The following is a 21,030-nucleotide window of genomic DNA, read 5'->3' on the forward strand; positions in this document are numbered from 1 at the left end:
TTCCCCGCGGCAGGGAATGCTTTGGATATATATCCAAGTTCTGGTTGTTGGGCTGCCAGCGCCCATCTAGCCTCAGGTTCCTGCTACCCACATTTTCAATAACCCGCACGCGCACTGGAATGGATACCGGCGCCGATGAAGAGGCGTTGCCATCATGTCGCTCAGTGCCGAAGTCCTGCATGTCCTGGCACGGGAAATCTCCCCCAACCTTCGCTTCAATGCCTTGCACGGCCTGATCGTGCAACTGGGGTTCGATTTCTTCGGTTTTTCCTGCTGGACCAGCCTCGACGCCCGTCCCGTGCTCTGGAGCACCTTTCCGGCGGGCTGGATCAAGACCTACAAGACCCGGCGCTACACCGATGTCGACCCGCGCATTGCGCACTGCCGGCGTTCGATCCTGCCGATCTTCTGGAACGAGGAATTCTTTCGCTGCGCGCCGGGGATGTGGAGCGACGCCCAGACCTTCGGCATGTGCCATGGCTGGTCTCAGGGCGCGCACTCCGAAGGGGTGTTCAGCATCCTCGACGTGTCGCGCCGGGACGGGCCGATCGGCGATGAGGAGTGGTACGAAAAGGCCGGGCAGGTATTGCTGCTGTGCAACGTGATCCACATGAACCAGGTCGATGAACTCAAGCGCAAGATCGAGGCGTTGCACCTGAGCGAGCGGGAGATCGAAGTGCTGCGTTGGTCGGCCATTGGCAAGACTGCCGAAGAGGTGGCCGAGATCCTTCATCTGTCGGAGTCGACGGTGAACTTTCACGCACGCAACACCATCGTCAAGCTCGGCGTGCAGAACAAGGTGGCGGCCATCGCCCGTGCCGCGCAGCTCGGCCTGTTCAAGACCCGCGAAACCCACCCCTCAACCGAGCCGGTCGATTTCGGGCGTCGGGCCAGTGACTGGCCAATGCTGGCAAGTTCCTGAATCGATTGGAGTTATTGCACCTTAATGAACGCTCTGTCGAACAATCCGCCCCGCTTTGGGGCGTTTTTCGTTCTTCCCAACCCGCTGCGGCGTTCATCCGGGTTCCTCGGAAGTGGCATAAAGCCAGCCTTTGACCGTTCGGTTAGTTAGCAAGCTTTCAGTTGGCCTGTAAGTTGCCTCTCGAAACCCATTGGGATGTCGTCATTGGAGAGGTCTATGTCGCTTGCAAGCAACTCCATGCAGTTATCGGGGGAAGAGCGTCGCTGGCTGCCGTGGTTCGGCAAGACCGGCAAGCTGTCCATGGGTTGGGCCTGCCGGGTCAATCGCTCGGCCTATCCGGTCATCGAGCAAACCTTCGAGGCGATCGCTGAAACCCGGGTCAAGCTACTCACCAGTTGGACGGTGGAGCAGTGGGAGCATCTGGCCGAGCTGGGCCAGGGCCTGGGCGACCTGGGCGCTCTCCACCCGCTGTCCCTTCAGGAAAAGCTGGCGCAAGCCGAGGACTTCTCCGAGCTGTTCGTGCTCGACCCCAGCGGCAAGTTGCTGGCTTCGACCTGGACAGGCCCGGAGCGCCGCACCGTCAATCCGGCGGCCCTGGCCGAAGGCCTCAAGGCGCCGTTCCTGCACGGGCCCTACAGCGACCCGCTGACCCTGAGCATCGGGCCGTCCTCGTCGCGCTTTCATGACGAAGTGACGCTGATGTTCTACCAACCGATCAAGGTTGCCGGCAAAGCCGTCGCCTGCCTGTGCGGGCGAGTGCCCAACGATGTGCTGGGCGATCTGATCCAGCGCGAGGCCGGGCATATCTTCGCCGAGTCCGGAGACAACTACCTGTTCATGGTCCAGTCGCGTTTCGACCCGAGCCTGCAACCGGGGGTGGCATTGTCTCGCTCGCGCTTCGAGGACGGCACCTTCAGCCACGGTGAAAACCTCAAGAGTGGGGTGCACACGGCCTGGAAGACCGTACAGGTGCAGCGTCACACCGAACTGGAACTGCGCTTCACCGACCCGGCCACCCAGCAACTGCACCCCGGCGTGCGTGAAACCATCCGCAATGGCTCCAACCTGTTCGTCACCTATCCGGGGTACTCCGATTACCGGCACATCCCGGTGGTGGGCAAGGGCGTCACCTTCCAGTTGCCCGGCTCGCCAGACCGCTGGGGCATGATGTGCGAGGCCGACCTCGAGGAGGTCTACCGGCGCCGCTCGTTGAGCTACGGCCTGATGAAACCGTACCTGGCGACCATGCTGGGCCTGTTCACCTGCAACTATGTCGTGCAGCACTACAGCGGCCTGCCGCAGCACCTGATCGACCTCTGCGAAGCCGGCAGCCTGCTGGTCGCCGCCTGGGTGTTCAGCACCCTGGGGCCCAAGCGTCTGGCCGCGCGGCTGACCGAAATGACCGGGGTGATCCGTACCATCGCCGAAGGCGAGGGCAACCTGCGCCAGCGCCTGGATCCGGCACGCATGGCCAATGATGAAACCGGCGACATGGGGCGCTGGATCAACAGCTTCATCGACCACCTCGATTCAGTGGTGGGTCAGGTGGTCAAGGCCAGTCACAGCGTTGGCACCACCAACCAGATGATGCTTGGCCGCAGCCGCGAAGCCAGCAGCACCTCGGTGGAGGTGGCCGAGGCCATCCACCGCATGATGGTCATCGTCGAGGAGCAACTGGGCGAGATCCAGCAGGCCTCGGCCGGCGCCGAACAGATGAAGCAGGCCATGGATGAGGTGGTCGAGCGTGCCCACCAGCAGTTCCTCACCGTGCAGGCGGGCACCCAGTCGATCCGTGACGTGGTCGAGCGTTCCGCCTCCAGCGTGCAACTGCTCGACAGCCGCATGGCCGAGATCGGCAAGATCAGTGGCCTGATCAGCGACATCACCAACCAGACCAACCTGCTGGCCCTCAACGCCGCCATCGAAGCGGCAAGGGCCGGAGAGCATGGTCGCGGCTTTGCCGTGGTGGCCGATGAAGTGCGCAGCCTCGCCGCACGCACCTCCAGCGCTGCCGAGGAAATCCGCGTGACCGTGGAAAGCCTGCAGGGCGAAACCCAGAAAGCCGTGGGCTTCATGGAAGACGGCGTGAAAAACGTCGACCAGAGCCTGGGCCTCGCCGAGCAGGCGTCTTCGGAAAACGTGCAGTTGCACCAGGCCGTGGAAAACATGTTCAGCATCATCGAGCAACTCAACCAGCGCAGCCTGGACTACGGCCGGACCATCAAGGAGGTCGACCAGTCCTCGATCGAGATGCACCAGACCGTGAGCGTTCTGCACGCCAGTGCGGAAACCGTGCGACTCAATGCCAACAAGCTGCAGAAACTGGTGGGGTTGTTCGAAGTCACCCGCGCCAGCGGGCAGCGCAAGGCGGCATGAAGGGAGCCCACGGGGCAGGGCGGTTGCGTAAGGAAAACCGCCCCGCTGTACGGGCAGAAACTTTTTTTAAATCAGGGGGTTGCCAGCATCGGGGAATGCACGCATAATGGCCCCCATCGAAAGCGACGAGAAATAAAAAACTCAACGTTTTCAACGAGTTAGAGAAATCGAAAGATTTCAGAAGCTCATGAGGCCGAGTAGCAAAGTGGTTATGCTCCGGATTGCAAATCCGTCTACGCCGGTTCGATTCCGACCTCGGCCTCCACTATTCAAAGCCCCGCAGATTAACGTCTGCGGGGCTTTTTAGTTTGCGCGAAATGATACCGGAGTTCCGAAACTTTAGGGGTAGAGTTCCGAAACTTCGTCATTTAGACGGCTTCGCGATGGCGCCCACTCGTCGATAAACGCGCTCGGTAATTTCTGTCTGGGAGTGCCCGAGCAGGGTGCTCGCATCGCCCAAGTCTTTGATCTCCGATGCCGCTTTCGGGCGAATGTCTCTGAACTGGAACTGGGCAATTTGCTTGGCCAGGTCCGTCTTCTTCTCTGCCATGGCTTTGGCCCTGGCTGCCTCTCTCGCATCTGCCCAACGGTTTCGCAGCATGCCCCAGCTCATCCGCTTGCCGTCTTCATTCACGATGTAAAAAGGCGACAGATGATGGCTGTTCCGTCTCTCAATCTGGTCCAGCAGGTTGCCCAAGGCGTTTTGCACGCCATCGACCTCCAAGAGGATGCGCAGCTTCTTGCCCGTCTTGCCCTGGGCTATCCGCAGATAAACTCCCTCCCTGAAGTCCTTCCGCATTGCGAGCACGTCCGCTGGTCGTTGCCCTGAAAGGTAGGCCAAATCCATCGCCTCCCTCAGCTCCTGCGGCGCTTCCTCATACACGGCTTTCCAGACGATCTCGTTTGCGTAGTAGTCCCGTGGTTTTTCCTTGTTTTTTCTCACACCCAGGCAGGGGTTCTCTCTGGTCGTGAGCCCCCATTCGCGGGCAGTGTTGATTACATGGGAGAGCAAGGCTATCTCCCGGTTTGCCCTGGTCTTGGCCGATCTGCTGTCGCGGTATTGGGCAATCATTGACGGGGTGATCTCGTCGATTGGGGCTTCGTCGAATACGTCCCTCAGCTGCTTCAGCTCGTAGATGTTGTCCTTCTGGGTTCGCGGCGCCTTGCCTGGAATGATCTTCTTCTCGTACTCATCGAAGATGCCCTTCATGGTCGTGAGCTCTGCGGGTAGGCGCTTGGCTTCGAGCTCGGCCCACTTCATTTTGGCCCTGGCCAGATCGGTGCCGAGTGGGAGCTCTTTTCCGGCTTGGTCCCGGTAGTAGTAGCCGACCCACTCTTTGCCGTTCTTCCTGGTCCGCTTGCGCCGGTACATGCCCGGCGGCAGGTCGCGGTTTTCTATGTTCCTAGGGCGCATCTCACTTCACTCGGGAAAAGTCGGGTACCCATGCCGGCTTTGGCGTAGGCGGCGGCGTTGAAGGAACGATGTCGATGACCGCGCCGCTCAGCTTCAGGCGCGCATACTGGCGCCCAACCAGCGGGCGACCGCCGCGGCTCTCTATGTAGTGCCAGCCGCGGTCATTGAGCCAGCGGCGCTGCCACGCCCTGGGCTTGTAGCCGGTGATCTCCACCAGCTCCTCGTCCGAGAGGATTTCGTTTTCCATGGGATGGTCTCCACGCCGCCGGTGGCGGCAGATGAGTGCTCAGTCGAGCTGATGCCAGACGTGGCAATCCACGCCTTGCGCTTGAAGTGAGAGATGCATGGCTCGTACGCCAGCACTGTGCTGGTTGCCCTGCCCCGGCCAGGGCGTGTCCAAGTGAATCCCCTGCTGGAGGTAGCCGCTCCGTTTTTGCACGTAGCCAGGAAGGCTGGGTAACTGGCTGGCGCGCACACCAGGTATCGGGATCACGACGCGGTCGAGGTTGGCGCTGCCGCCGTCGTTGGGATGGGCCGCTGCAGCCGCTTTGCCGGCCTCAATGGCTATACGCACCTTCTCGGGCAGCGCCGCCAGTTCTTCTTTCGTCATGGCAATAGCTCTCCATGCCCGCGCATGTCGGCGGGCTTGAGTTGTAGGGGGAGGGGTTAGGCGCGCGCTTCGAACAGTTCGATCTGCGCTGCAGGGGTGTCGCGGATGGTGATGGCCTCAGCAATGCGCTGCTGCGCGGTACCGAAATGCACCTCGTCCTGCTCGATGCCGATGAAGCGCCGGCCCAGTTGGATGCAGGCAACGCCGGTCGTGCCGCTGCCCATCGTGTTGTCGAGGACCACTTGACCAGGGTTGGTGTAGGTGGCGATCAGGAACCGCATCCAGGCTACGGGCTTCTGCGTGGGGTGATAGCTGGCGGTTTGCTTGTCGCTCGAGAAGAACTGCACGGAGCGAGGGTACCGCTCTGTCGAGTCGTACTCAGTGAGCTGCAGCGCCTTGCCGTAGCATTCCGAATTGACCGTCTTCCGCCTTGCTGTGCGCCGCTGGTGGCCGCCGGTCATCTGGGGGTTGTACACCGGCTGGCGCCGGTAGAAGACCTGGGCAGACTCGTGGGCGCGCAGAGGCTGTTTCTTGGCGTTGAGGAAGCCGGTGGCGTTGCCCTTTTCCCAGATCCACTCGTAGCGGTAGTGTGCGGGGTTGCTGGCGACCGCCAATGACGCGAACGGCTGGGCCGCGCACAGCACGATGGCAGCATCAGGCTTTGCGATCCGCAGGTACTGCTCCCACAGCGGCTCGAAGGGGATGACAACATCCCAGGCGCACTGCGTGGTGCCGTATGGCAGGTCAGCCAGCACCATGTCGACGCTGGCGCTGGGCAACGATTTCATCACCTCCAGGCAGTCGCCCTGGTACAGGCTGACTTCGTTCATCGCGGCCCCCTGTAGATCAGGTAGGCCATGTAGGCGAGGGCGATCATGGCATCAGCTCCTGTGGCTCGTTGATGGTTTCGCCTCGGGCGTGGTGAACTACAGCGCGGGCTGCAGCTTCTGCCCGGGTATCGCCGGGCTGGCGGTCCAGCGGATGACCTGACACGCAGGCCAGCCAGGGCCAGCTGTAGCCGCGATCAATCCACATGCCGTGCTTCTGGATCAGATACTCACCGGTCGCGTCGTCTATGGCCTGGCCGCCCAGTGGCAGTTGCAGCTGGCCGTCCGCCGCCGGAATCGGGCCGTCTACCATTTCGACGGCCCAAAGCAGCGCCTTGCCGGCAAGGTCGCAGGTTGAAACCTTGATCATGCTGGGCATGGAATAAGCTCCTTTGGCACCTGGACGGTATCGCCGAGCTCAAACTGGGCGATCGCCTGCATGGCGACAGTCAAAGGGTTGTCGGGGTGGTGGAATGCCGTGCGGCGGTGCTTGCGCTCCCTGCCGAAGATCGTGCTACCCCAGAACCCAGACTCGTAGTAGCCGTTGCGCTTGTCCATGTATCCGAAGTTGCGGTGCACCGCGCTGGTTGGCGGCGAGAGCGACACCTTGTACTTTTCGATCAGCGGCCCGCCCAGCGCCCAGTCTTCCCACGGGTTATAGCGCTTGGTGTGCTCGATCGCCTGGCCCTGGTAACGGGCGAACACCCGCCAAGGCACGCCGTTGTACCCGGGCGGCTCCAAGTACACATCTAGCCCTTCGGCCGTGGCAACTGCCCAGCCCAGCGCCTCGCCGGAGAGGTTCGACGCGCTCACTTCGATCAGGTCGGTCATGGCATTTGCTCTCCGCGCTGGGCGGCAACGCTGACGATGGCAGTGCGCGCAGCCTTCCGGCGATCGCCCTGGGCGTATTCGCTGTTCACCCAGATCATGGTGTCGTCAGCCCATACGGCTTCAGACTCGCCAGGCCCTTCGACGTGGATCTGGATGCCCAGATCAATGGCCAACTTGAATGCGTCGCCGTCGTTGATGCTGGGATTCCAGTGCGCCCGGGTGCCCGACTGGCCCTTGATGCGAAGCGGCCATTTCGGATCGCTGCAGGTGCAGGGCTCAACTTCAAGCCCGGCGGCCTTGGCGGCCAGCAGCAGTTCTTCAAGTTCGGTCACAGCTGATACCTCTCATCAATCCAGCGCCCAGGCGCCAGTGCGGGTGTAGGTCCGTTGTCCTGCTGTTCGTGCGGGGAGAGCTGGCGCTGGTTGCCGGCCTGAAGCTGGCTGTCGGGGATGCAGCTGATGCCGCCGCGCACACCCAGTTCGTAGAGCCAACAGGTCGCGCCCCGGGCGTCGTCGTGGAAAACGGTTACCCCGCTGGGTATTTGGTCTGCGCTGGCGCCGGTGGCCACCAGCAGGAGGCAGAGGGCGAGGCGGGTCATGGTTGGCTAACCTTTTCAAAGTGGAAGACGACCTCGGCCCCGGTCTCGGCGATCAAGCCGTAGGCCTTGGCCAGGCGATAGATGGGGTGGTATTGGTTCAGGCTGTTTACGTGGCCGGCTAGCCAGCGGCGCCAGTCCTCCAGCTGCATACGGGCTTTGCTTAGGTTGCAGGGCACGCAGGCCGGCATCATGTTGGCCAGGTTGTGGTTCTGCAGCTGCTCAGCCACGCGCTCATCGGGCAAGCGGATCACCGGGGAGAAGTGGTCGGCGTGCCAGCGCTCGCCCAGGTCATTGCCGCAATAGGCGCAACGACCGCCGTACTTCAGCCGGACCTGCTCACGCTCGGCTTTCTTCAGGCGCATGCCGTCACCTCGGCATTGTTGGTTCGGACGAAGTAGCCGTCGGGCGACTCTGGGTCACTGACCAAGGCTTCTACCGGGCCGATCTTCTGGAGGACCTCCGGAAGCCCTTCGGGGTTTGCCGCCTCCGCCCAGCTCAAGCAGTTGAGCCAGATGTCTTCACCGGTGCCGGATGAATGCCCGTCCGACCAGGAGCTGACGCTCTCGGCCTCTTCCTTTGCGCGCTCCAGGTATTCGAGCGTGTTGCAGCAGGGGCAGGGATTGTCGGTTTCGTCGGGGTCCCAGCCATCGTGGTCTGCATCCCACAGATATCCATCACCACGACATTCCCAGGTGCCGCGATGGAAGGTGCATGCCTTCTGCGCGGCCTGTTTCATTTCTTCAGGCACGGTCGTTCCTTGGCCGCTATATCGCGGCAGTGAATAGAGGGGAGAGGGGTTACAGCTGAGGAGTACAGATGTTCTCTTGCGGGGCTGAATCCACCGCGCGCATGAAGGCCGCCATGTCGCCCATCTGCTCGACGATGAAGCGCTCTTCTTCAGCTGCGGCAGCGATGATCCTTTCTCGGCGATTCTTGCAGAGCTGGCAATCGACCATGGCCCAGTCTCCTGACAGCTCGGAGGATTCCCCTAGCCAGGTGCCGCAGGGTGCTTGCTCAATGTCATCCAGGTCGGTGAATGGTGCGAAATGCGTTTTCACGACTTCGCCTCTGGCTCTGCGCTGGCGGATAGAGCTTCCTCGATCCTTCGGCGAGCGTTCGCGCTGATGTCGTAATCCAGAAGGTCTTGTAGCAGCACATCCCGATCGGCCAGTTTGTCGTTCAGCTGCTCAATCGCCGCGAGATTCTTGATCCCGTGGCTACGAGACTGGAACTCATCCACGCTTCGGCGCAGGCCATCACGCTCTTCTCGAGTCTCGCGAAGCTCTTTGGCGATTCGCTCGACTTCGCCTGTGTCTGCGCCGATTCGATAGTTCAGCTCTTGAGCAAATGCGGCGCACCAGTTTGTAGTGCCTCGAAGATGCTTGGCAGGCTCGAATGATGCGAATTGATAAGCGCCTAAGACCTGCTCAGCGGTGATTACCGTAATCACAGTTTCTGCCTGGACCGGTCGGGAGTAGAGCGGTCCAAGCTTGGACATTTCGTCAAGGCACTCATTGAAGCCCTCGATGCGGGAGTTCCAGGTTGTGGCTCGATCCGATGGAGCGCGCTTTCGCTCTGGAAGCGCCACCGGCGCGCCCTGTTGTTGCATGACTGGTCCAGCGCCGGTCATCGGCCCCAGGCCAACAATCGGCAGCCCAGTCGCCGCAGCATCCCGCTCTGCCTCTTCTTTGGTCCACCAGAAGGCAGTACCAACCATCCACGCTATCGGCTCGGCGTGGGGATGCGGGGCTGGCGCAGCGTTGACCATTGCGTACCACTTGTGCAGCAGGCCATCAGCCTCAAGCCCTACCGCCAACATGTTTGGCGTTGGCTCACGGGGCACGCTGACCATCTCGGTATTGCTGGATCGGTTTTCTGTGGGCATGGGGATACCTCGCGGCTATAGTGGGCCGAATTCGAAAAGGAGGTTGATATGCGGTGTTATGTTTGTAGGGAAGTCGCTAGGGAAAAAACTATCAAGCACCGGGGGCGATCAGTTAATTGCCCTGCGTGTGGGCCATACAACATAGGTGGAACCGTTCTACATCTCTGCCGCCATAGAGCACTTAAGATCGATGTTGAGTTAAGTCGGAAATGGCTGGCTGAGCGCCGAAAAGAGGGGGTGGACAAGCCCTTCCTGCGAGCGCTCCCCTAAATACTGAATCCTCCCGTTACCCAGCCTTGAGTAGCGCCTCAATCACTCTTTGCCCTGCCAGCGGGGGCACCGCGTTGCCTGCCATGTGCATGGTCAGCCGGTGATTTTCCGGTCGCAGGGTTTCAGCCGGGAATGACATGGCGGCCAATGCCTCGTTGGCGCTGAGCATCCGCATGCGGTCACCGTCGACCAGGGCCCAACGGTCCAAGGTGGTTATGGTGCCGATCGGCCGGTTGATGTCGCGGCCGGTGGTCCCGGAGCCTTTGCCGTAGTAGGGCATGATGAAGCGGCCGCCGAAGCGCTGGCGCCCGTTGCGGACTCGGTCGAGCGTGGCCTGGGCGCGCCCCTGCTTCTCGACTGGTGACCACCGCCCACCATCGAAGTTGAGGAAGCTGGCGGCCGGCACATGCCGCTCGCGTGGCAGTTGCAGCATCAGCGGGGCCTTGCTGCGCGTCAGGACCATGAACAGGCGAACCCGGTGTTGCGGCACGCCGAGGTCTGCGCAGTCCACGATGTGCGGCGCTGCCTGATATCCAAGCGCTTGCACTGCCTGCAGCCAGGCTGGGTATAGCACCCAGTCGGTAAACTCCGGCACGTTCTCTATCACCGCCGCTTGTGGTCGGTGGAACTCAAGGGCCGATACCGGCGCCCAGGCCGTCGAGCGCGATGCGTCGTGCTCCGGGTTGCCCGACTTCTTGCCGCGCGCTTTCGCGTGACCTTGGCAGCAGGGCGAGGCCAGCAGGATGTCGTGGGCCGGCACCTGCTCCCAGCGTGCCTGGTGCAAGTCCTGGCAGACGTGCTCGGTGGACGGGTGATTGGCTGCGTGCCACTTCACGGCCTCTGGCCAGTGGTTTGCCGCCCAGAGAACCTGGACGCCTGCGGCGCGCGCGCCGGTGCTCCATCCGCCGAGTCCGGCGAACAGGTCGATTGCTGTTGTCATGGGGATACCTCGTGTAGCCACTGCCGGGCATAATCCATCGGCTAATTGCCAGGGTGGTCAAATGAAGAGAGACAGGGTTGTTTGGGGCGGTTGTGTTTGCCTTTTTGGGGCCGGCGTGGTGTTTTCGAAACTGCTTCCCGATGGCGGAATTTGGGAGTTTGGCAAGGCGGCCATGGCGAATGAGGCGATGCCCGCTTGGATACAGGCCATTTTTTCGGTAGTTGCTATTGTGGCCGCCGGTTTGTTTCCAGCGCTGCACGAACGGGCCAAAGAACGGCAGCAGCGATCAAACATCCGAGTGACGTTAACTTATATTGCTTGGCCGCTTAAACGGCACTTTGAACATATGGAAAGGGCTCTTAAAGATCGAACCTTTATTGTTAGGTGGATCTACTCTGGCGGGCCAGAGCAACTGAGCGTCTTGGGCCAGATATTGAGCGAGATGCCAGTAGGATCCATGGTCGGGTTTGAACTCTCATTACTGGCTGATTTGCGAGTAGCGCACGCTCGGGCCGTAGGAGTCGATAAAGTTTTGCGTGAGCCAGCGTCCGATGCAATCAACATGCTGAACAATGAGGTAGAAGCTAGCGACTCTTGCAGGCAGGCGATCTCCGACTTGCGCTTAGCGATTGAAACCCTGGAAGGCTTAACCTCGTGAGTAGTCTTGCCAGCCAGTCTTTGGTGCCCTGGTCTTCGCATTGATGATCGGCCGCCCATCGGAGTCCGTCAGCACGCACTTCGCCCTGATCCGCAGATCACGGCACTCACACTGCTTGCGGACCAGGGCAACGAACTGCTCGGCATACTGCGGCGCATCGAAGGTAGGGCTCAGCTGGCGCACCTTCTTGCCCTGCATGATCTTCAGCGCCTGCTTGTCGACCGCCTCGCCCCATTCAGCGACCGTGAGGTCAATGGGGGGGAAGCCAACCCTGCCGCTGGGCTTGGTGGTCTTGGTGGTTTTCCTGGCCTCGGCCAGCGCTACATCACGGGTCATGCCAAAAACTGCAAACGTGCTCATTGCTTACTCCAGGCAATCCAGAGCCTTCTGGAGCATCTGCTCCGTCGAAAGCTCGCGGTCATCAGGGTCGAGTGCGCGCCGAATCCAGCGGCAGGCGTCCTCGGCGTTATCTCGCAGCTCGTCGGCATCGCGGGACTCGTCGTCGAGCTGGCTTTCAAGGGTGCGGATTTCTTCGCGCAGCCCTTCGGCAATGGCGCTTGGGTCAACGCCTTGCTCGGCGATACGGCGCGCAAGCTCCGCAGCAGCACCCGGGTCGAGCGCGGCGTAGTGCAGAAGCTCATCTTCTTTCAGGGCATTCACTGGGATGCTCACGGCAATCTCCATTGCAGGCGCTGCCCTCACCGGGCTGGCGTGATTCATTAAAGTGGGCTATTCATTTCTGTCGGCACCGAAGCCGAGTGGAGGCGCTGGTGAACATTGAGCTGCGCGACCGAATGATCGCTACGTTTTTCGGATTTACAGAAGAGCAGGTACGCACTCATCTCGACGAGGCGTATGAGCGTTCAGACGGCTCATGGCTGCTCTGGTTTCGGAGCTCAGCCAATGATGACCCCACGCTTGCCTATAAGCTGAACGGCTCTTTGTCCTTGGAGATTCCCAGGGAGATCGGCTACCGGTGGTCAGAGAAGGGTGGTTAAGTTCCAACGCTTTAGCTCAAGGGTTGGGCACATGTTGGGCCCGCTTGCTTTCGCATTATGAAACTTTCAGCATATAGACCATTTAAAGGCTGGCAATGATGCTGGCCAGGGAGGCTGCTGTGGGAAATGCAAAGTTTTCAGAAAGGGCAAAAGAGCTGTCGCAAGAATGCGCTCAGACCTATGGTGCTGTACGCGCTTACCTGATGGATAAGCCGTTACAGGCTGATAGCGAACCGCCGGAGGATTATCAAAAGCTGCTGGCACGGGCCCAAGACGCCGTGTGGCGGTATTTGTCGCATTGTTCATTCGAATCCTGAAGGCTATCTAGCCTCGAAGGCTCTGCGTCTCCTCACCAGAGCCGCCGATCTCCATGTCTTCCGTCAGCGCTCGGCCCTGTCGAGGTAGGGGGTTTGATGGAGATAATATGCTTCGCCGCTGACCCTGCAAGGATAGTGGTGATGGGCGCCGTTTTGACAACGGGTAGTTTCATGGGCACGCCGAACGCAAAGGGATGGACGCTTGTAGCCTGGGCGGGTCACGCAGCCGTGCGCACGGGAATCGCGCGCAGGTAGTCCCGTTCGTCTGCGCTGCCCAAATATGGCTTCAGCTCGGCGCGAGTGTACTTACCCGCCTGGCCGGTATCAGTCGTATAGCCGCTGTAACCAGGTCGGAAGAATGCGCCGCCATGACGCTCCGTCCAGATCATGTACAGCGACTCCTCCGGCGGGAATAGGATGTTCTTCAGCACCTCCGCACGCTTGAATTCCAGCTTGGCCGCTGCCTGAGACATCAAGGATTCCAGTCGACTCCGGCGTCGTTTCTGGTTCACCTTGATTTGGATGTGCTCAGGCGGAGCCACGTACAGCTCACGGCAGCACTCGTTCGTGTAGCTGTAAGGCCCAGTGACCACCCACCACATGTTGTTGATGTTGTAGAGCGCCGTACCGCGCTGCCACCGGCCTTTGTAGTCGGTGAACCATACGGTCTGGCCATGCTCCAGCATATGGCCGTCCGCCGACTTCAGGTTGCTGCTCATCCACGATTGGTTTTTGCGTTCGTTCCAGTCCACACCCTTGAAGTGCCAGCTTCCCTCGTAGTGGAGCTGGATTCGCTCGAGAGCCGTGAGGTGCCCCGGGCCGACCTTTTTCTCGTGCTTGCGCATCCACTCCTCGTCGAAGTAGTAGCCGCTGAAGATGTTGCACAGATAGGTGCGGATACGCCGGCGGGTGCGTTCCATCTCCAGACGCATCAGGTAGGGCATGTGCTTCTCTTTGTCGCTCTGGTACCGACCGTCATGGTCGGGGCGATCAGGCGCGTTGACGTTCTGGAACATCTCGAAGGTGATCGAAGCGCCGGACAGCTCCAGATCGGCTTTCAGGTCGCCCTTGCTGCACACGCGCTTGTTGCGGCGGAAGTTCTCCTTGATGCCGTATGGGTCATCCTTTTTGTCGCGCTCGCTCAGCTCGGGCATGGCGCAGGTCCACCCCAAGCGATTGAGCGTCTGCACGATACGCTTCAGCACCTGGTTGCGGTACTCCCGCTCCCAGGCCTTCTCCTGGTCCCATGGCTGGCGGCCTGGGTGCGGCTCGCGGATGATGATTTCGGCGTCGCCGAAGATGATGCTGGCGGTGCGGTTGATTTGGGGCATTTGGGGTTTCTCCGTGCAAGTATACCCCTTGCAGGGGTGGCGTGATTTGCGCGCCTGAGCTACTTATTACTAATAGTCATTGAACGCAAATTTCAAAAAGCGGCAAGAAAGGTGATGGGTCCGGCTTTCGATTTCTGTGACTTGGCCAGCCGAATGCTCAACTGCTTTTCAACATAGGAGGTGTACGTGGCTGGAATCAAAATCGGCAACTATCAAACTGTTGTTATGAACAACATTACTGTTCATGGTTTTGATGTAGGTATTCAGTTGAGTGGAGCTAAGAGTGGGCGTTTAGATAACATAGATATTAGCTCTGGAAGGAGACTTAAGGTTGGTAGAAACCAGCTTTGTCCTTGCGGATCTTTGAAAAAATATAAACATTGTCATGGTTCTTTGGGAGGCGGTATGTCTATTGGAATTAAATCTGAGCACAGCAATTTCACTGTAGGCAAGGCCCGTATTATCGCAGATGTTGGGGTGGATCTAGTGCACAGTAATGGCCATATTGATGACTATCTCCATGTCGATCCGAACGCCCCTAATCTTGGGGAAGTATTGAATCGACTGGATCAAAGTGACCGCCCTCCGCAGGAGCTTATAGATCAGGCTATACAGGATATAAAAAAGACAGGAGCCGCAAATGCTATTGAGAAAACCGATCTGAAGGCCTGGTGTGATAAACAAGGAATTAATGCTGCTATGTGGATTCAGCTAGCAGCGGCTATTGGGTTGGCAGCGCTCGGGGGATGATCGCTTGCTAGTATAAATTCCATTTCCTTAAGTTGCTGGATTGAAGACCAGCGCTCTGCCAGCGCGGTCTCATCGTAGAACCAGCTGTTCTCGCCGCGGCTTTCCAGAAAAGTATCGGCGAGTTGGCACTGCGCGGGCGAACAGAGGGGGTAGGGTCTGTGTATTTCTAATGGGCGAGTGATCCAGAAAGGAGAAGGAAATGGCAATGCCAGGTGAGCTGCAAGAGTCTGAATTGGCACATGCTCTGGGAATGCTTCAAGGTGAAGTGTCTCGGTATATTTCGCACAACGAACCGAAGGCTGATGATTCCGGGCACTGGGTCTACTTCAAGCTTGAAACCCCCAAGGCTATTCTCGATAGACTGGGCGTCGGAAAAAGTCTGGTTTTCGACCTCCGACGCCGTTGATCAGGCCGCACGTCTTTTCAACTGCTCTATCAATTGCGTAGGCAGATCTTTAATGGTCAGTGTGGCGCCGTCCTGATCGAACTCGATGCGCTTACCGAGCAGGCGGGCTTCAAAGCTGATCGACATACCCTCAGCCCGTCCGGTATAGCGCCGGTACTGGTTGAGGGTACGCTTGTCCGGAGCGAAGGTTTCTGAGATCCCGTAGTCGCCGCCCCGAATGAACTCGGCGAATGTCTTCGGGCGCTCCTCGTCCAGCAGTTCCGACAAATCGTCCAGCTTTACCAGCTCCCCCGTCTTGCTCTGCGCCTGGGCGTACGCCACCAGGTCATGGCTCTTCTCGCTGGCAGTATCGTCGGCCAAGTCTTCCGCCTTCACGTAGTCGCTAAAGGCTTTCAGCAGCGTGCGCGTCTCGCCCGGCGAGTCTACACCCTCTGTCACTCCGATGAAGTCTTGGAAGTAGCCGACAGCGCGGCGGCCGCCCTTGGGCTTGATGAACGACACGTACTGCCTTGACGCAGGGTTGCCCTTCCATTCGCTGAGATTGATGCGAGCGCCGAAGGCGAGGGTGCCTGTGTCCAGATTGCGCGAGATCGCCACGCTCAGGTCATGAGCTACAGCCACCGTCTCGACCTGCTGCAGGATGGCGATGGTCAGGTACTCCGTCAGGCCCTGCTGGTAGTGGGCGAAAAGCACATGCCCGCCGACGGACAGATTCGACTCTTCCATCAGCTTGGTCAGGTGCTCGACCGCAGTGCTGGTGAAGTCGATGAAGCTGAAGCCTTGAAGGAACCACTCATCCAGCCAGTCACAGAGTGGATACGCGCCTGACGACGGCTGGAAGTAACCCCAGCCCTTGCCGGTCTTGGCGTTGTAGGTGTCGTTGACATCGTGCACCAGGTTCTCGATGGCGGCGCTGTCGGGCAGAGTGGAACTGGCGAGGTGCAGGCATGCCGGGCTGCCGTCCGGCTTCTTGTCGATGAAGTGCATCACTGCGTTGCGAATGGGCATGTTGGATCCTCCGCGGCCGGGGCTCGGCATGGTGGCAATTTGTTTGCGAATGCGTTATTTAATGAGGGCCGGCAATCGGACCGGTCTCGAAAGGAATAATCTGACCAGAAAGTCAGCCTTGGCCGGCTGATAACGAGGGATCTATGTCTAGAGCGCAAGTAGATCATAACTGGACTCACATCTATCACAATCACAGTAACTACATAGGTGGACTTACGGTTCGTGAAAAAATAGATGAAGTGAAGCGAGTATTAGAAAAGCTTGATCTAGCGAAGCCAACCGATTCGAATACAAAACTGAAACTTGAGCTTCACCGAATTCTCACGGCGCTGATTCGTTGCCGGCAGTTTATTTGTAGCGAACTAGATCTGACGCATGATGATTTGCATATCAATTACCGTTTTGCTACGGATTCTATGCTTGCCAATCAGGAGGCATTAGATAAATTCTTGGCTGAATGCGAGGCTGAGTTGTCATCACCTGCATAGCGACTAAGCTCGGCTAAGCTTGCCTTTTCGAACTTTCTCGCCAGTTTCGGCGATATCTCAAAAGCTGGCGCGTCAGGTCGTTGCAGCCGACGCGCTCGCTCTTCAGTATCAGCAGCAGCCCAGGACAGAGCCAGGTCTTGCCAGAGCGCTTGCACCTGGTCGTAGCCGTGAGCCTTCACCTCGGCAGCGAGCAGCTTCTTGATGCCGGCAGGCATTTCGATCAGCACCTGCTCTACACCTAGTCGAGCACCCTCGGCTTTTTTCTTCTCCCTGGATCGGCGCGAATATTCCGCACCCTTCGTCTTGTCCTTGTTTGCCACAGGCGCCTCCCAAGCCGCTGGGCGGCAGATGAATGAATTGCTGGCGCCGGCCATGCCGGGCTCGGTTCGAAACCTTGCTCACCGCCGTAAGCCTCGTGCCGGAAAGTCGATGCTGTAGTCATCAATCAAGCGCTGCAGCAGCTTGTCGCTGATGCCCATTCGATTCGCCACGGCGTTCCGTGACATACCGCAGTCGCGCAGCGAGACCAGGCGTTCCAGCTTTTTGGCATCGGCGTTGCGGTCGATTTTCCGACCGTTGCTGCTCCGTCCCTCGCTGACTTGGAAAAGGAATTCACCTTCCTTGGCGATGCGGTGCAGCGTTGCCATGGCGATACCGGTGGCCTTTGCTGCCTCGTTGTAGGTCATGGTCTTGGCCAACTCGCGAACCATCGCGTTTCGCTTCGCGAGCTCTTCACGCCGCTTCCGGCCGGCTTCCTTACGCTCGACCACTGGCGCCTGATTATTGAATCGGGCCGGCGGGCGAGGGGTGTAGTTAAAGGGCGGCCCGACAGTGACGCTGCCACCAGCGGCAAGATAGGCGTTGACCTGGTCTGCCAACTGCTCAGCGATCGCTTGGTGCGGATCGGGGATAGCGGTACCGATGTTCATGGGTGAGCCCTCGTCTTACTGGCTGCTCCAGCCTCCATCGCATTTACGAAATTGATTGCGGCCTGATAGCTGAATGCGAAGCCGTGTACGACACCTGTCGCGATCTCGATCACGTCCCACGTCTTCCCATTACTCGAAGCCTGAAAGCGGGGAGAGGCCTTGGCGCGAGCTTCGGCTCGCACGTATTTGCTGCGCTCAAGCAATGCCGCGAGCACAGCAAGCTTCTGCGCGAACGCAGGATGCATTGCTGGTTGCATGGGGATACCTCGGAAGGGGTCAGACGTGATGCTCGAAGGCCTCAGCCTTACGAACTATTCGGATTTGAGCGGTGCGGCGCTCTGGTACACGTCGGTCGCGGCGCATCGGGTCGCCGTCGTCGAGCATGGCGTGCATAGCGATGAAGCCAGCAAGGATGAAGCAGAGCGGGCTTATGATCTGGCCTTTGATTGCTTTTGCGATCGCGTCGGTCCGGCGTCTTGCATCAAGCTTGAAAAGCACCGTCTCGATGCGATTCGCCGCGGTACCAGGTGCGATGCTCATCTGGCGGGCGATCTCTTTTGTCGTCAGCCCCTGCGCGACCAGCAGCAGGGCTTCAAGCTCGCGAGGGGCAAGGCCTTTACCAAGATGGCCCGTCCATGCGCCGTTGGTTATCGTGTCCATGATCTATCTCGGTAGGGCGCCTTCCAGGGCTTTGCGCAGCTCAAGGACAAGCGCGGTCGAAAGGGTGAGGGATTGGCTGTCTTCGTCGATTGCGTTGAGTGATGCAATCAAATTGCGTGAGGCGGCGTGTACGGCTTCAAGGCGTGGCTTCGGTATAGACGGGCCCTTGATCGTGCCGGCTGTGACCTTATTCTTGCCGCTGGCCTGGGCCTTTTGGAGCTCGGCGCCGAGTACCTTGCCGGCGTCGTCACCGTGAGTGCGGACGACCTGAGCGGCGGTCGTTGCTGATACTTGCCCGGCGGCGACCAGATTCTGCACATCGGTGTTTGCATTGCCGACGGTGACGACCTGCTCGACATGCTGCCGGGTCTTGCCGACCTTCTTTGCGATCTGCTCCACGGTCCAGCCGAACGCCCTGAGACGCTTGTAGCCCTCGGCCAGTTCGAGCGGGGAAAGCTTCTCGTTTTCCTGGCTGCTGATGATCCGCGCAACTCGGTCGGCATCGCTGCCCTCGAACATGCGCACATCAACCCAGAACTCCAGAACGTTCGGATCTTCTTTGCTGGGCGTGCGCGGCAGTCGTCCAGCCTGGTCAAGCCTCAGCAGCGCCCGGCGCCGGCGGTGACCATCAACGACCCAGACGCCACCGGCATCCCGCGGGCGAATCTCAAGCGCCGGTATGACGCCGCCGTCCGCGATGAACTCCGCGAGGGCGTTGATGCTGGACTCAAGCGCCTCGCCCTCGGTGCGGAGGTTGAAGCCTGGCTCTTCGTGGATATCTTCAAGCCGCACTTTGATTGCGTCGGCGCGGCGCATCTCGCCGTCCTTGAGCATTTGCCTGATTGATTTGGTCATGCAATTAACTTCCGTTGGGGGCTGCATTGGAGATTGATCGGAACACCAGGGCGCAAGCCTGCTTATTTCCGCTACGCAGATCTTTTACGTACACGTCCGCAGTTGCTCGGACACAGGGGATTTGAGCGGTCTTTACTCATCCGGCGTTGCAGCCCGCTCGGGCACGCTCAGATCAATCTCCGATGCAGCCTGGAGATAGGGGCACCAGGTGGATCGGGCAGTTAACGTCAGGCTGACGTGGCGCTGGTTGTTCAGTCGATTACGTAATCGGCGTGGCGCACGCACTGGGCACTATTCGCGTCAGTAACCAAGCAAGAAAGCTCACCAGACTCGAATGAATAGGCGCTGATTGGCGTTTCGTCAGCGGCCAGCAGACCGGCCTGCTCTTCGTTCTCGGCGGTCACGACGACCTCGCAAACCGCCATGAGGCGAAAGCTGTACTGGGGCATTTGCTATCTCCTGGTTGATTTCCCGTCTGCCCCTCAACCCCGAAGGGCAGCCAGTGAAATCGAGCAATTCAGGTTTCCAGTGCTGACTCTTCGATTGCGCGCAGCATCTTGCTTACCTGAGCTCTTGCATCGGAATATCGATGCGTCGCAGCCCCCAACTCAGCCTCAAGGCGATTGGCCTCTTCGTAGGCGACCTTTTCTTCCGCCTTGGCCAGCTTGAGCGCTTCAAATAGCGCGATTTGATTACTCATTGCCTTCCCCGCTGGTTGATTTCCCGTCTGGCCCTGTCGCCAAGGCCAGCCAGTGAAATCAAATCACCGCCGTCAGCGTCCTGGTGCCGTCGGCGTGTTGCGTAGTGATGTTCATGCCGATGTGGTGCGGTGCGCTTCGTTGAATCGCCACGGCGGCATTACTGAAGCGCTCATCGAAAGTGCCTTCAGCATCAGGCAAGTGCGAGGTGCAAGTCAGGCGAGAGCAGTCTTCGCCGTTCGGCCCTTCACCGTCGTGGGCGATGTTGAAGCTGGCGATCATTGCAATGCCGTGCTCACGGCAAATGCCGATGATTTTTTGCATCAGCGGGCTGATCTGTTCGTCGTAGATCTCTTCTTTGTTCACGGTGCTGTCTCCGAGTGATTTCCCGTCTGGCCCTCAACTTCGAAGGCCAGCCAGTGAAATCGGTCTTTCTGGTCTCCGTTACTCGCCACGGTGGACTGGGCTGAACTGCCGAGGAATTCTCGGTAGTTCCTCTCCGCTACGCGCATCGCCCGATTCGTATCACTGGCCGCTGCCACTACTGGTGGCCCGACTGGCTTGCGTAGTTTCGCGTGACCTCTTGTGGGTACACGGCAGCTATCCAGAGGCTGCATGGGCGGCGGCTTAGCTTTTCCCGACCCGAGTAATGGCTCGGGTGCGTCGCGGTGGTCACGTCTGATTGTGTAAAGAGCGATGGCCTTCACGGCCTCCTCGGGAGCCTGTGTCTCGAGCAAGACCAAATTTAGCCTCAAGCTAAAGTATCGTCAATAGCTCAAAGCTAAATTAATTTCGCCGGCACTAAAAATCGACTGGATTGCCTTCCGTTGGCGATCACCTTTACGGCTCGTTTAGCAGTGAGCTACTATTGGTCGGGACCTGTACGGATATACAGTAATGGAGGTAGGAAAATGCCGGCGGCAATCAGGGAGCATCTCGATGCGACACGGGATCAGTTGACTAGCCTGGAGCGTCTAGGCTTGCGCGTTTCGGAAATGATCAATTCGCCATTAGCGCAGCTGGGGAGGAGAGTGCTTATCCATCGTCTGGATACGGACAGCGACCAGGATTGGGATTCGATCATGGAGCTCCTATCCGAAACGGACGGCTTGGATATGACCTTCTGCGATGATGGATCGGTGCTGTTGCAATGGGAGAAGCCAGCTGGTGAGCAGCCGGTTGAAAGGGGGGAGGGTGGTAGCGGCGAAGAGGCTGCTGGAGACGAGCTGCCGTTCTGAGGAGACAGAGAGCGCGCCGGG

Annotated in this window: 33 protein-coding genes and 1 tRNA gene; 9 read left to right on the forward strand and 25 right to left on the reverse strand. The window is 59.3% G+C overall.

The genetic code is table 11. The features are described from left to right. Positions 1-154 precede the first annotated feature (154 nt). The 3 genes from AC05QJ_RS14850 to AC05QJ_RS14860 all read left to right on the forward strand — a co-directional run bounded on the left by AC05QJ_RS14850 (position 155) and on the right by AC05QJ_RS14860 (position 3,563). Positions 155-922 (forward strand): autoinducer binding domain-containing protein, encoded by a 768-nt coding sequence (locus tag AC05QJ_RS14850; RefSeq protein ID WP_476747577.1) that lies wholly within the window; start codon positions 155-157, stop codon positions 920-922. Positions 923-2,647: 1,725 nt separating this feature from the next. Further along, on the forward strand, positions 2,648-3,298 hold the full coding sequence (locus AC05QJ_RS14855; protein WP_476747947.1) for a methyl-accepting chemotaxis protein: 651 nt from the start codon (positions 2,648-2,650) through the stop codon (positions 3,296-3,298). A gap of 191 nt (positions 3,299-3,489) precedes the next feature. After that, a tRNA-Cys gene (locus AC05QJ_RS14860) sits at positions 3,490-3,563 on the forward strand. 99 nt (positions 3,564-3,662) lie between these two features. Here AC05QJ_RS14860 and AC05QJ_RS14865 read toward each other — a convergent pair. From AC05QJ_RS14865 to AC05QJ_RS14925, 13 genes are all read right to left on the reverse strand, one after another. Further along, on the reverse strand, positions 3,663-4,712 hold the full coding sequence (locus tag AC05QJ_RS14865; RefSeq protein WP_476747578.1) for a tyrosine-type recombinase/integrase: 1,050 nt from the start codon (positions 4,710-4,712) through the stop codon (positions 3,663-3,665). 1 nt (position 4,713) lies between these two features. Next, positions 4,714-4,959: a DUF4224 domain-containing protein gene (locus tag AC05QJ_RS14870; RefSeq protein WP_476747579.1), complete on the reverse strand. Its 246-nt coding sequence runs from the start codon at positions 4,957-4,959 to the stop codon at positions 4,714-4,716. A gap of 39 nt (positions 4,960-4,998) precedes the next feature. After that, complete coding sequence (locus tag AC05QJ_RS14875; protein ID WP_476747580.1) at positions 4,999-5,322, reverse strand: hypothetical protein; 324 nt, start codon at positions 5,320-5,322, stop codon at positions 4,999-5,001. Between the two features lie 56 nt (positions 5,323-5,378). Further along, positions 5,379-6,152: a DNA-methyltransferase gene (locus AC05QJ_RS14880; RefSeq protein ID WP_476747581.1), complete on the reverse strand. Its 774-nt coding sequence runs from the start codon at positions 6,150-6,152 to the stop codon at positions 5,379-5,381. A gap of 43 nt (positions 6,153-6,195) precedes the next feature. After that, positions 6,196-6,528, reverse strand: a complete 333-nt coding sequence (locus AC05QJ_RS14885; protein ID WP_476747582.1) for a hypothetical protein — start codon at positions 6,526-6,528, stop codon at positions 6,196-6,198. Beyond that, positions 6,516-6,980, reverse strand: coding sequence for a DUF2591 domain-containing protein (locus tag AC05QJ_RS14890; protein ID WP_476747583.1), 465 nt, complete (start codon positions 6,978-6,980; stop codon positions 6,516-6,518). Before AC05QJ_RS14890 ends, AC05QJ_RS14885 begins: the two co-directional genes overlap by 13 nt. Then, positions 6,977-7,312, reverse strand: coding sequence for a hypothetical protein (locus AC05QJ_RS14895; protein WP_476747584.1), 336 nt, complete (start codon positions 7,310-7,312; stop codon positions 6,977-6,979). Before AC05QJ_RS14895 ends, AC05QJ_RS14890 begins: the two co-directional genes overlap by 4 nt. Further along, complete coding sequence (locus tag AC05QJ_RS14900) at positions 7,309-7,578, reverse strand: hypothetical protein (protein WP_476747585.1); 270 nt, start codon at positions 7,576-7,578, stop codon at positions 7,309-7,311. The genes AC05QJ_RS14895 and AC05QJ_RS14900 overlap by 4 nt, the downstream gene beginning before the upstream one ends. Beyond that, positions 7,575-7,940, reverse strand: a complete 366-nt coding sequence (locus AC05QJ_RS14905; protein WP_476747586.1) for an HNH endonuclease — start codon at positions 7,938-7,940, stop codon at positions 7,575-7,577. Before AC05QJ_RS14905 ends, AC05QJ_RS14900 begins: the two co-directional genes overlap by 4 nt. After that, positions 7,931-8,326, reverse strand: coding sequence for a hypothetical protein (locus AC05QJ_RS14910; RefSeq protein WP_476747587.1), 396 nt, complete (start codon positions 8,324-8,326; stop codon positions 7,931-7,933). The genes AC05QJ_RS14905 and AC05QJ_RS14910 overlap by 10 nt, the downstream gene beginning before the upstream one ends. A 49-nt stretch (positions 8,327-8,375) precedes the next feature. Continuing rightward, positions 8,376-8,636, reverse strand: coding sequence for a hypothetical protein (locus AC05QJ_RS14915; RefSeq protein ID WP_476747588.1), 261 nt, complete (start codon positions 8,634-8,636; stop codon positions 8,376-8,378). Next, the gene (locus AC05QJ_RS14920) at positions 8,633-9,463 is read right to left on the reverse strand and encodes a hypothetical protein (protein ID WP_476747589.1); all 831 of its coding nucleotides are present in this window, start codon (positions 9,461-9,463) and stop codon (positions 8,633-8,635) included. Before AC05QJ_RS14920 ends, AC05QJ_RS14915 begins: the two co-directional genes overlap by 4 nt. Positions 9,464-9,749: 286 nt before the next feature. Beyond that, positions 9,750-10,673: a DNA cytosine methyltransferase gene (locus tag AC05QJ_RS14925; protein WP_476747590.1), complete on the reverse strand. Its 924-nt coding sequence runs from the start codon at positions 10,671-10,673 to the stop codon at positions 9,750-9,752. A 61-nt stretch (positions 10,674-10,734) separates the two neighbouring features. Here AC05QJ_RS14925 and AC05QJ_RS14930 point away from each other — a divergent pair, with 61 nt between their 5' ends. Continuing rightward, positions 10,735-11,331, forward strand: a complete 597-nt coding sequence (locus AC05QJ_RS14930) for a hypothetical protein (RefSeq protein ID WP_476747591.1) — start codon at positions 10,735-10,737, stop codon at positions 11,329-11,331. Here AC05QJ_RS14930 and AC05QJ_RS14935 read toward each other — a convergent pair. After that, positions 11,320-11,691, reverse strand: a complete 372-nt coding sequence (locus AC05QJ_RS14935) for a hypothetical protein (protein ID WP_476747592.1) — start codon at positions 11,689-11,691, stop codon at positions 11,320-11,322. The genes AC05QJ_RS14930 and AC05QJ_RS14935 overlap by 12 nt on opposite strands. Before the next feature lie 3 nt (positions 11,692-11,694). Continuing rightward, positions 11,695-12,003: a hypothetical protein gene (locus AC05QJ_RS14940; RefSeq protein ID WP_476747593.1), complete on the reverse strand. Its 309-nt coding sequence runs from the start codon at positions 12,001-12,003 to the stop codon at positions 11,695-11,697. Between the two features lie 98 nt (positions 12,004-12,101). Here AC05QJ_RS14940 and AC05QJ_RS14945 point away from each other — a divergent pair, with 98 nt between their 5' ends. Both AC05QJ_RS14945 and AC05QJ_RS14950 read left to right on the forward strand, forming a co-directional pair. Continuing rightward, positions 12,102-12,329, forward strand: a complete 228-nt coding sequence (locus tag AC05QJ_RS14945) for a hypothetical protein (protein WP_476747594.1) — start codon at positions 12,102-12,104, stop codon at positions 12,327-12,329. A 98-nt stretch (positions 12,330-12,427) separates the two neighbouring features. Further along, positions 12,428-12,646, forward strand: a complete 219-nt coding sequence (locus tag AC05QJ_RS14950; RefSeq protein ID WP_476747595.1) for a hypothetical protein — start codon at positions 12,428-12,430, stop codon at positions 12,644-12,646. Between the two features lie 218 nt (positions 12,647-12,864). On the opposite strand, the gene AC05QJ_RS14955 is transcribed toward AC05QJ_RS14950, so the two are convergent. After that, the gene (locus AC05QJ_RS14955; protein WP_476747596.1) at positions 12,865-13,977 is read right to left on the reverse strand and encodes a hypothetical protein; all 1,113 of its coding nucleotides are present in this window, start codon (positions 13,975-13,977) and stop codon (positions 12,865-12,867) included. A 186-nt stretch (positions 13,978-14,163) separates the two neighbouring features. On the opposite strand from AC05QJ_RS14955, the gene AC05QJ_RS14960 reads away from it, so the two are divergent. Together AC05QJ_RS14960 and AC05QJ_RS14965 are read left to right on the forward strand one after the other, a co-directional pair. Beyond that, positions 14,164-14,727: an SEC-C metal-binding domain-containing protein gene (locus AC05QJ_RS14960; RefSeq protein ID WP_476747597.1), complete on the forward strand. Its 564-nt coding sequence runs from the start codon at positions 14,164-14,166 to the stop codon at positions 14,725-14,727. A 199-nt stretch (positions 14,728-14,926) separates the two neighbouring features. Beyond that, on the forward strand, positions 14,927-15,133 hold the full coding sequence (locus tag AC05QJ_RS14965) for a hypothetical protein (protein WP_476747598.1): 207 nt from the start codon (positions 14,927-14,929) through the stop codon (positions 15,131-15,133). Here the strand turns inward: AC05QJ_RS14965 and yejK are convergent, their stop codons facing one another. From yejK to AC05QJ_RS15010, 9 genes are all read right to left on the reverse strand, one after another. Continuing rightward, positions 15,134-16,141, reverse strand: a complete 1,008-nt coding sequence (gene yejK, locus AC05QJ_RS14970; RefSeq protein ID WP_476747599.1) for a nucleoid-associated protein YejK — start codon at positions 16,139-16,141, stop codon at positions 15,134-15,136. Between the two features lie 427 nt (positions 16,142-16,568). Further along, positions 16,569-17,003, reverse strand: a complete 435-nt coding sequence (locus AC05QJ_RS14975) for a hypothetical protein (protein WP_476747600.1) — start codon at positions 17,001-17,003, stop codon at positions 16,569-16,571. A 24-nt stretch (positions 17,004-17,027) separates the two neighbouring features. Then, positions 17,028-17,558: a MerR family transcriptional regulator gene (locus tag AC05QJ_RS14980; RefSeq protein ID WP_476747601.1), complete on the reverse strand. Its 531-nt coding sequence runs from the start codon at positions 17,556-17,558 to the stop codon at positions 17,028-17,030. Then, positions 17,555-17,815 carry a hypothetical protein gene (locus tag AC05QJ_RS14985; protein WP_476747602.1) on the reverse strand — a complete coding sequence of 87 codons (261 nt, stop codon included), beginning with the start codon at positions 17,813-17,815 and terminating at the stop codon, positions 17,555-17,557. Before AC05QJ_RS14985 ends, AC05QJ_RS14980 begins: the two co-directional genes overlap by 4 nt. A gap of 19 nt (positions 17,816-17,834) precedes the next feature. Continuing rightward, a complete protein-coding gene (locus AC05QJ_RS14990; RefSeq protein WP_476747603.1) occupies positions 17,835-18,218 on the reverse strand; it encodes a response regulator transcription factor in 384 nt (127 codons plus the stop codon). 3 nt (positions 18,219-18,221) lie between these two features. Further along, on the reverse strand, positions 18,222-19,073 hold the full coding sequence (locus AC05QJ_RS14995) for a ParB/RepB/Spo0J family partition protein (protein WP_476747604.1): 852 nt from the start codon (positions 19,071-19,073) through the stop codon (positions 18,222-18,224). A gap of 251 nt (positions 19,074-19,324) precedes the next feature. Then, positions 19,325-19,522, reverse strand: coding sequence for a hypothetical protein (locus AC05QJ_RS15000; protein WP_476747605.1), 198 nt, complete (start codon positions 19,520-19,522; stop codon positions 19,325-19,327). 68 nt (positions 19,523-19,590) lie between these two features. After that, positions 19,591-19,773 carry a hypothetical protein gene (locus AC05QJ_RS15005; protein ID WP_476747606.1) on the reverse strand — a complete coding sequence of 61 codons (183 nt, stop codon included), beginning with the start codon at positions 19,771-19,773 and terminating at the stop codon, positions 19,591-19,593. A gap of 58 nt (positions 19,774-19,831) precedes the next feature. Continuing rightward, entirely contained in the window at positions 19,832-20,137 is a 306-nt protein-coding gene (locus AC05QJ_RS15010; RefSeq protein WP_476747607.1) for a hypothetical protein, read from the reverse strand. 545 nt (positions 20,138-20,682) lie between these two features. On the opposite strand from AC05QJ_RS15010, the gene AC05QJ_RS15015 reads away from it, so the two are divergent. After that, complete coding sequence (locus AC05QJ_RS15015) at positions 20,683-21,009, forward strand: DUF1654 domain-containing protein (RefSeq protein WP_476747608.1); 327 nt, start codon at positions 20,683-20,685, stop codon at positions 21,007-21,009. Positions 21,010-21,030: the final 21 nt, after the last annotated feature.

The organism is Pseudomonas sp. TUM25319, assembly GCF_056388475.1.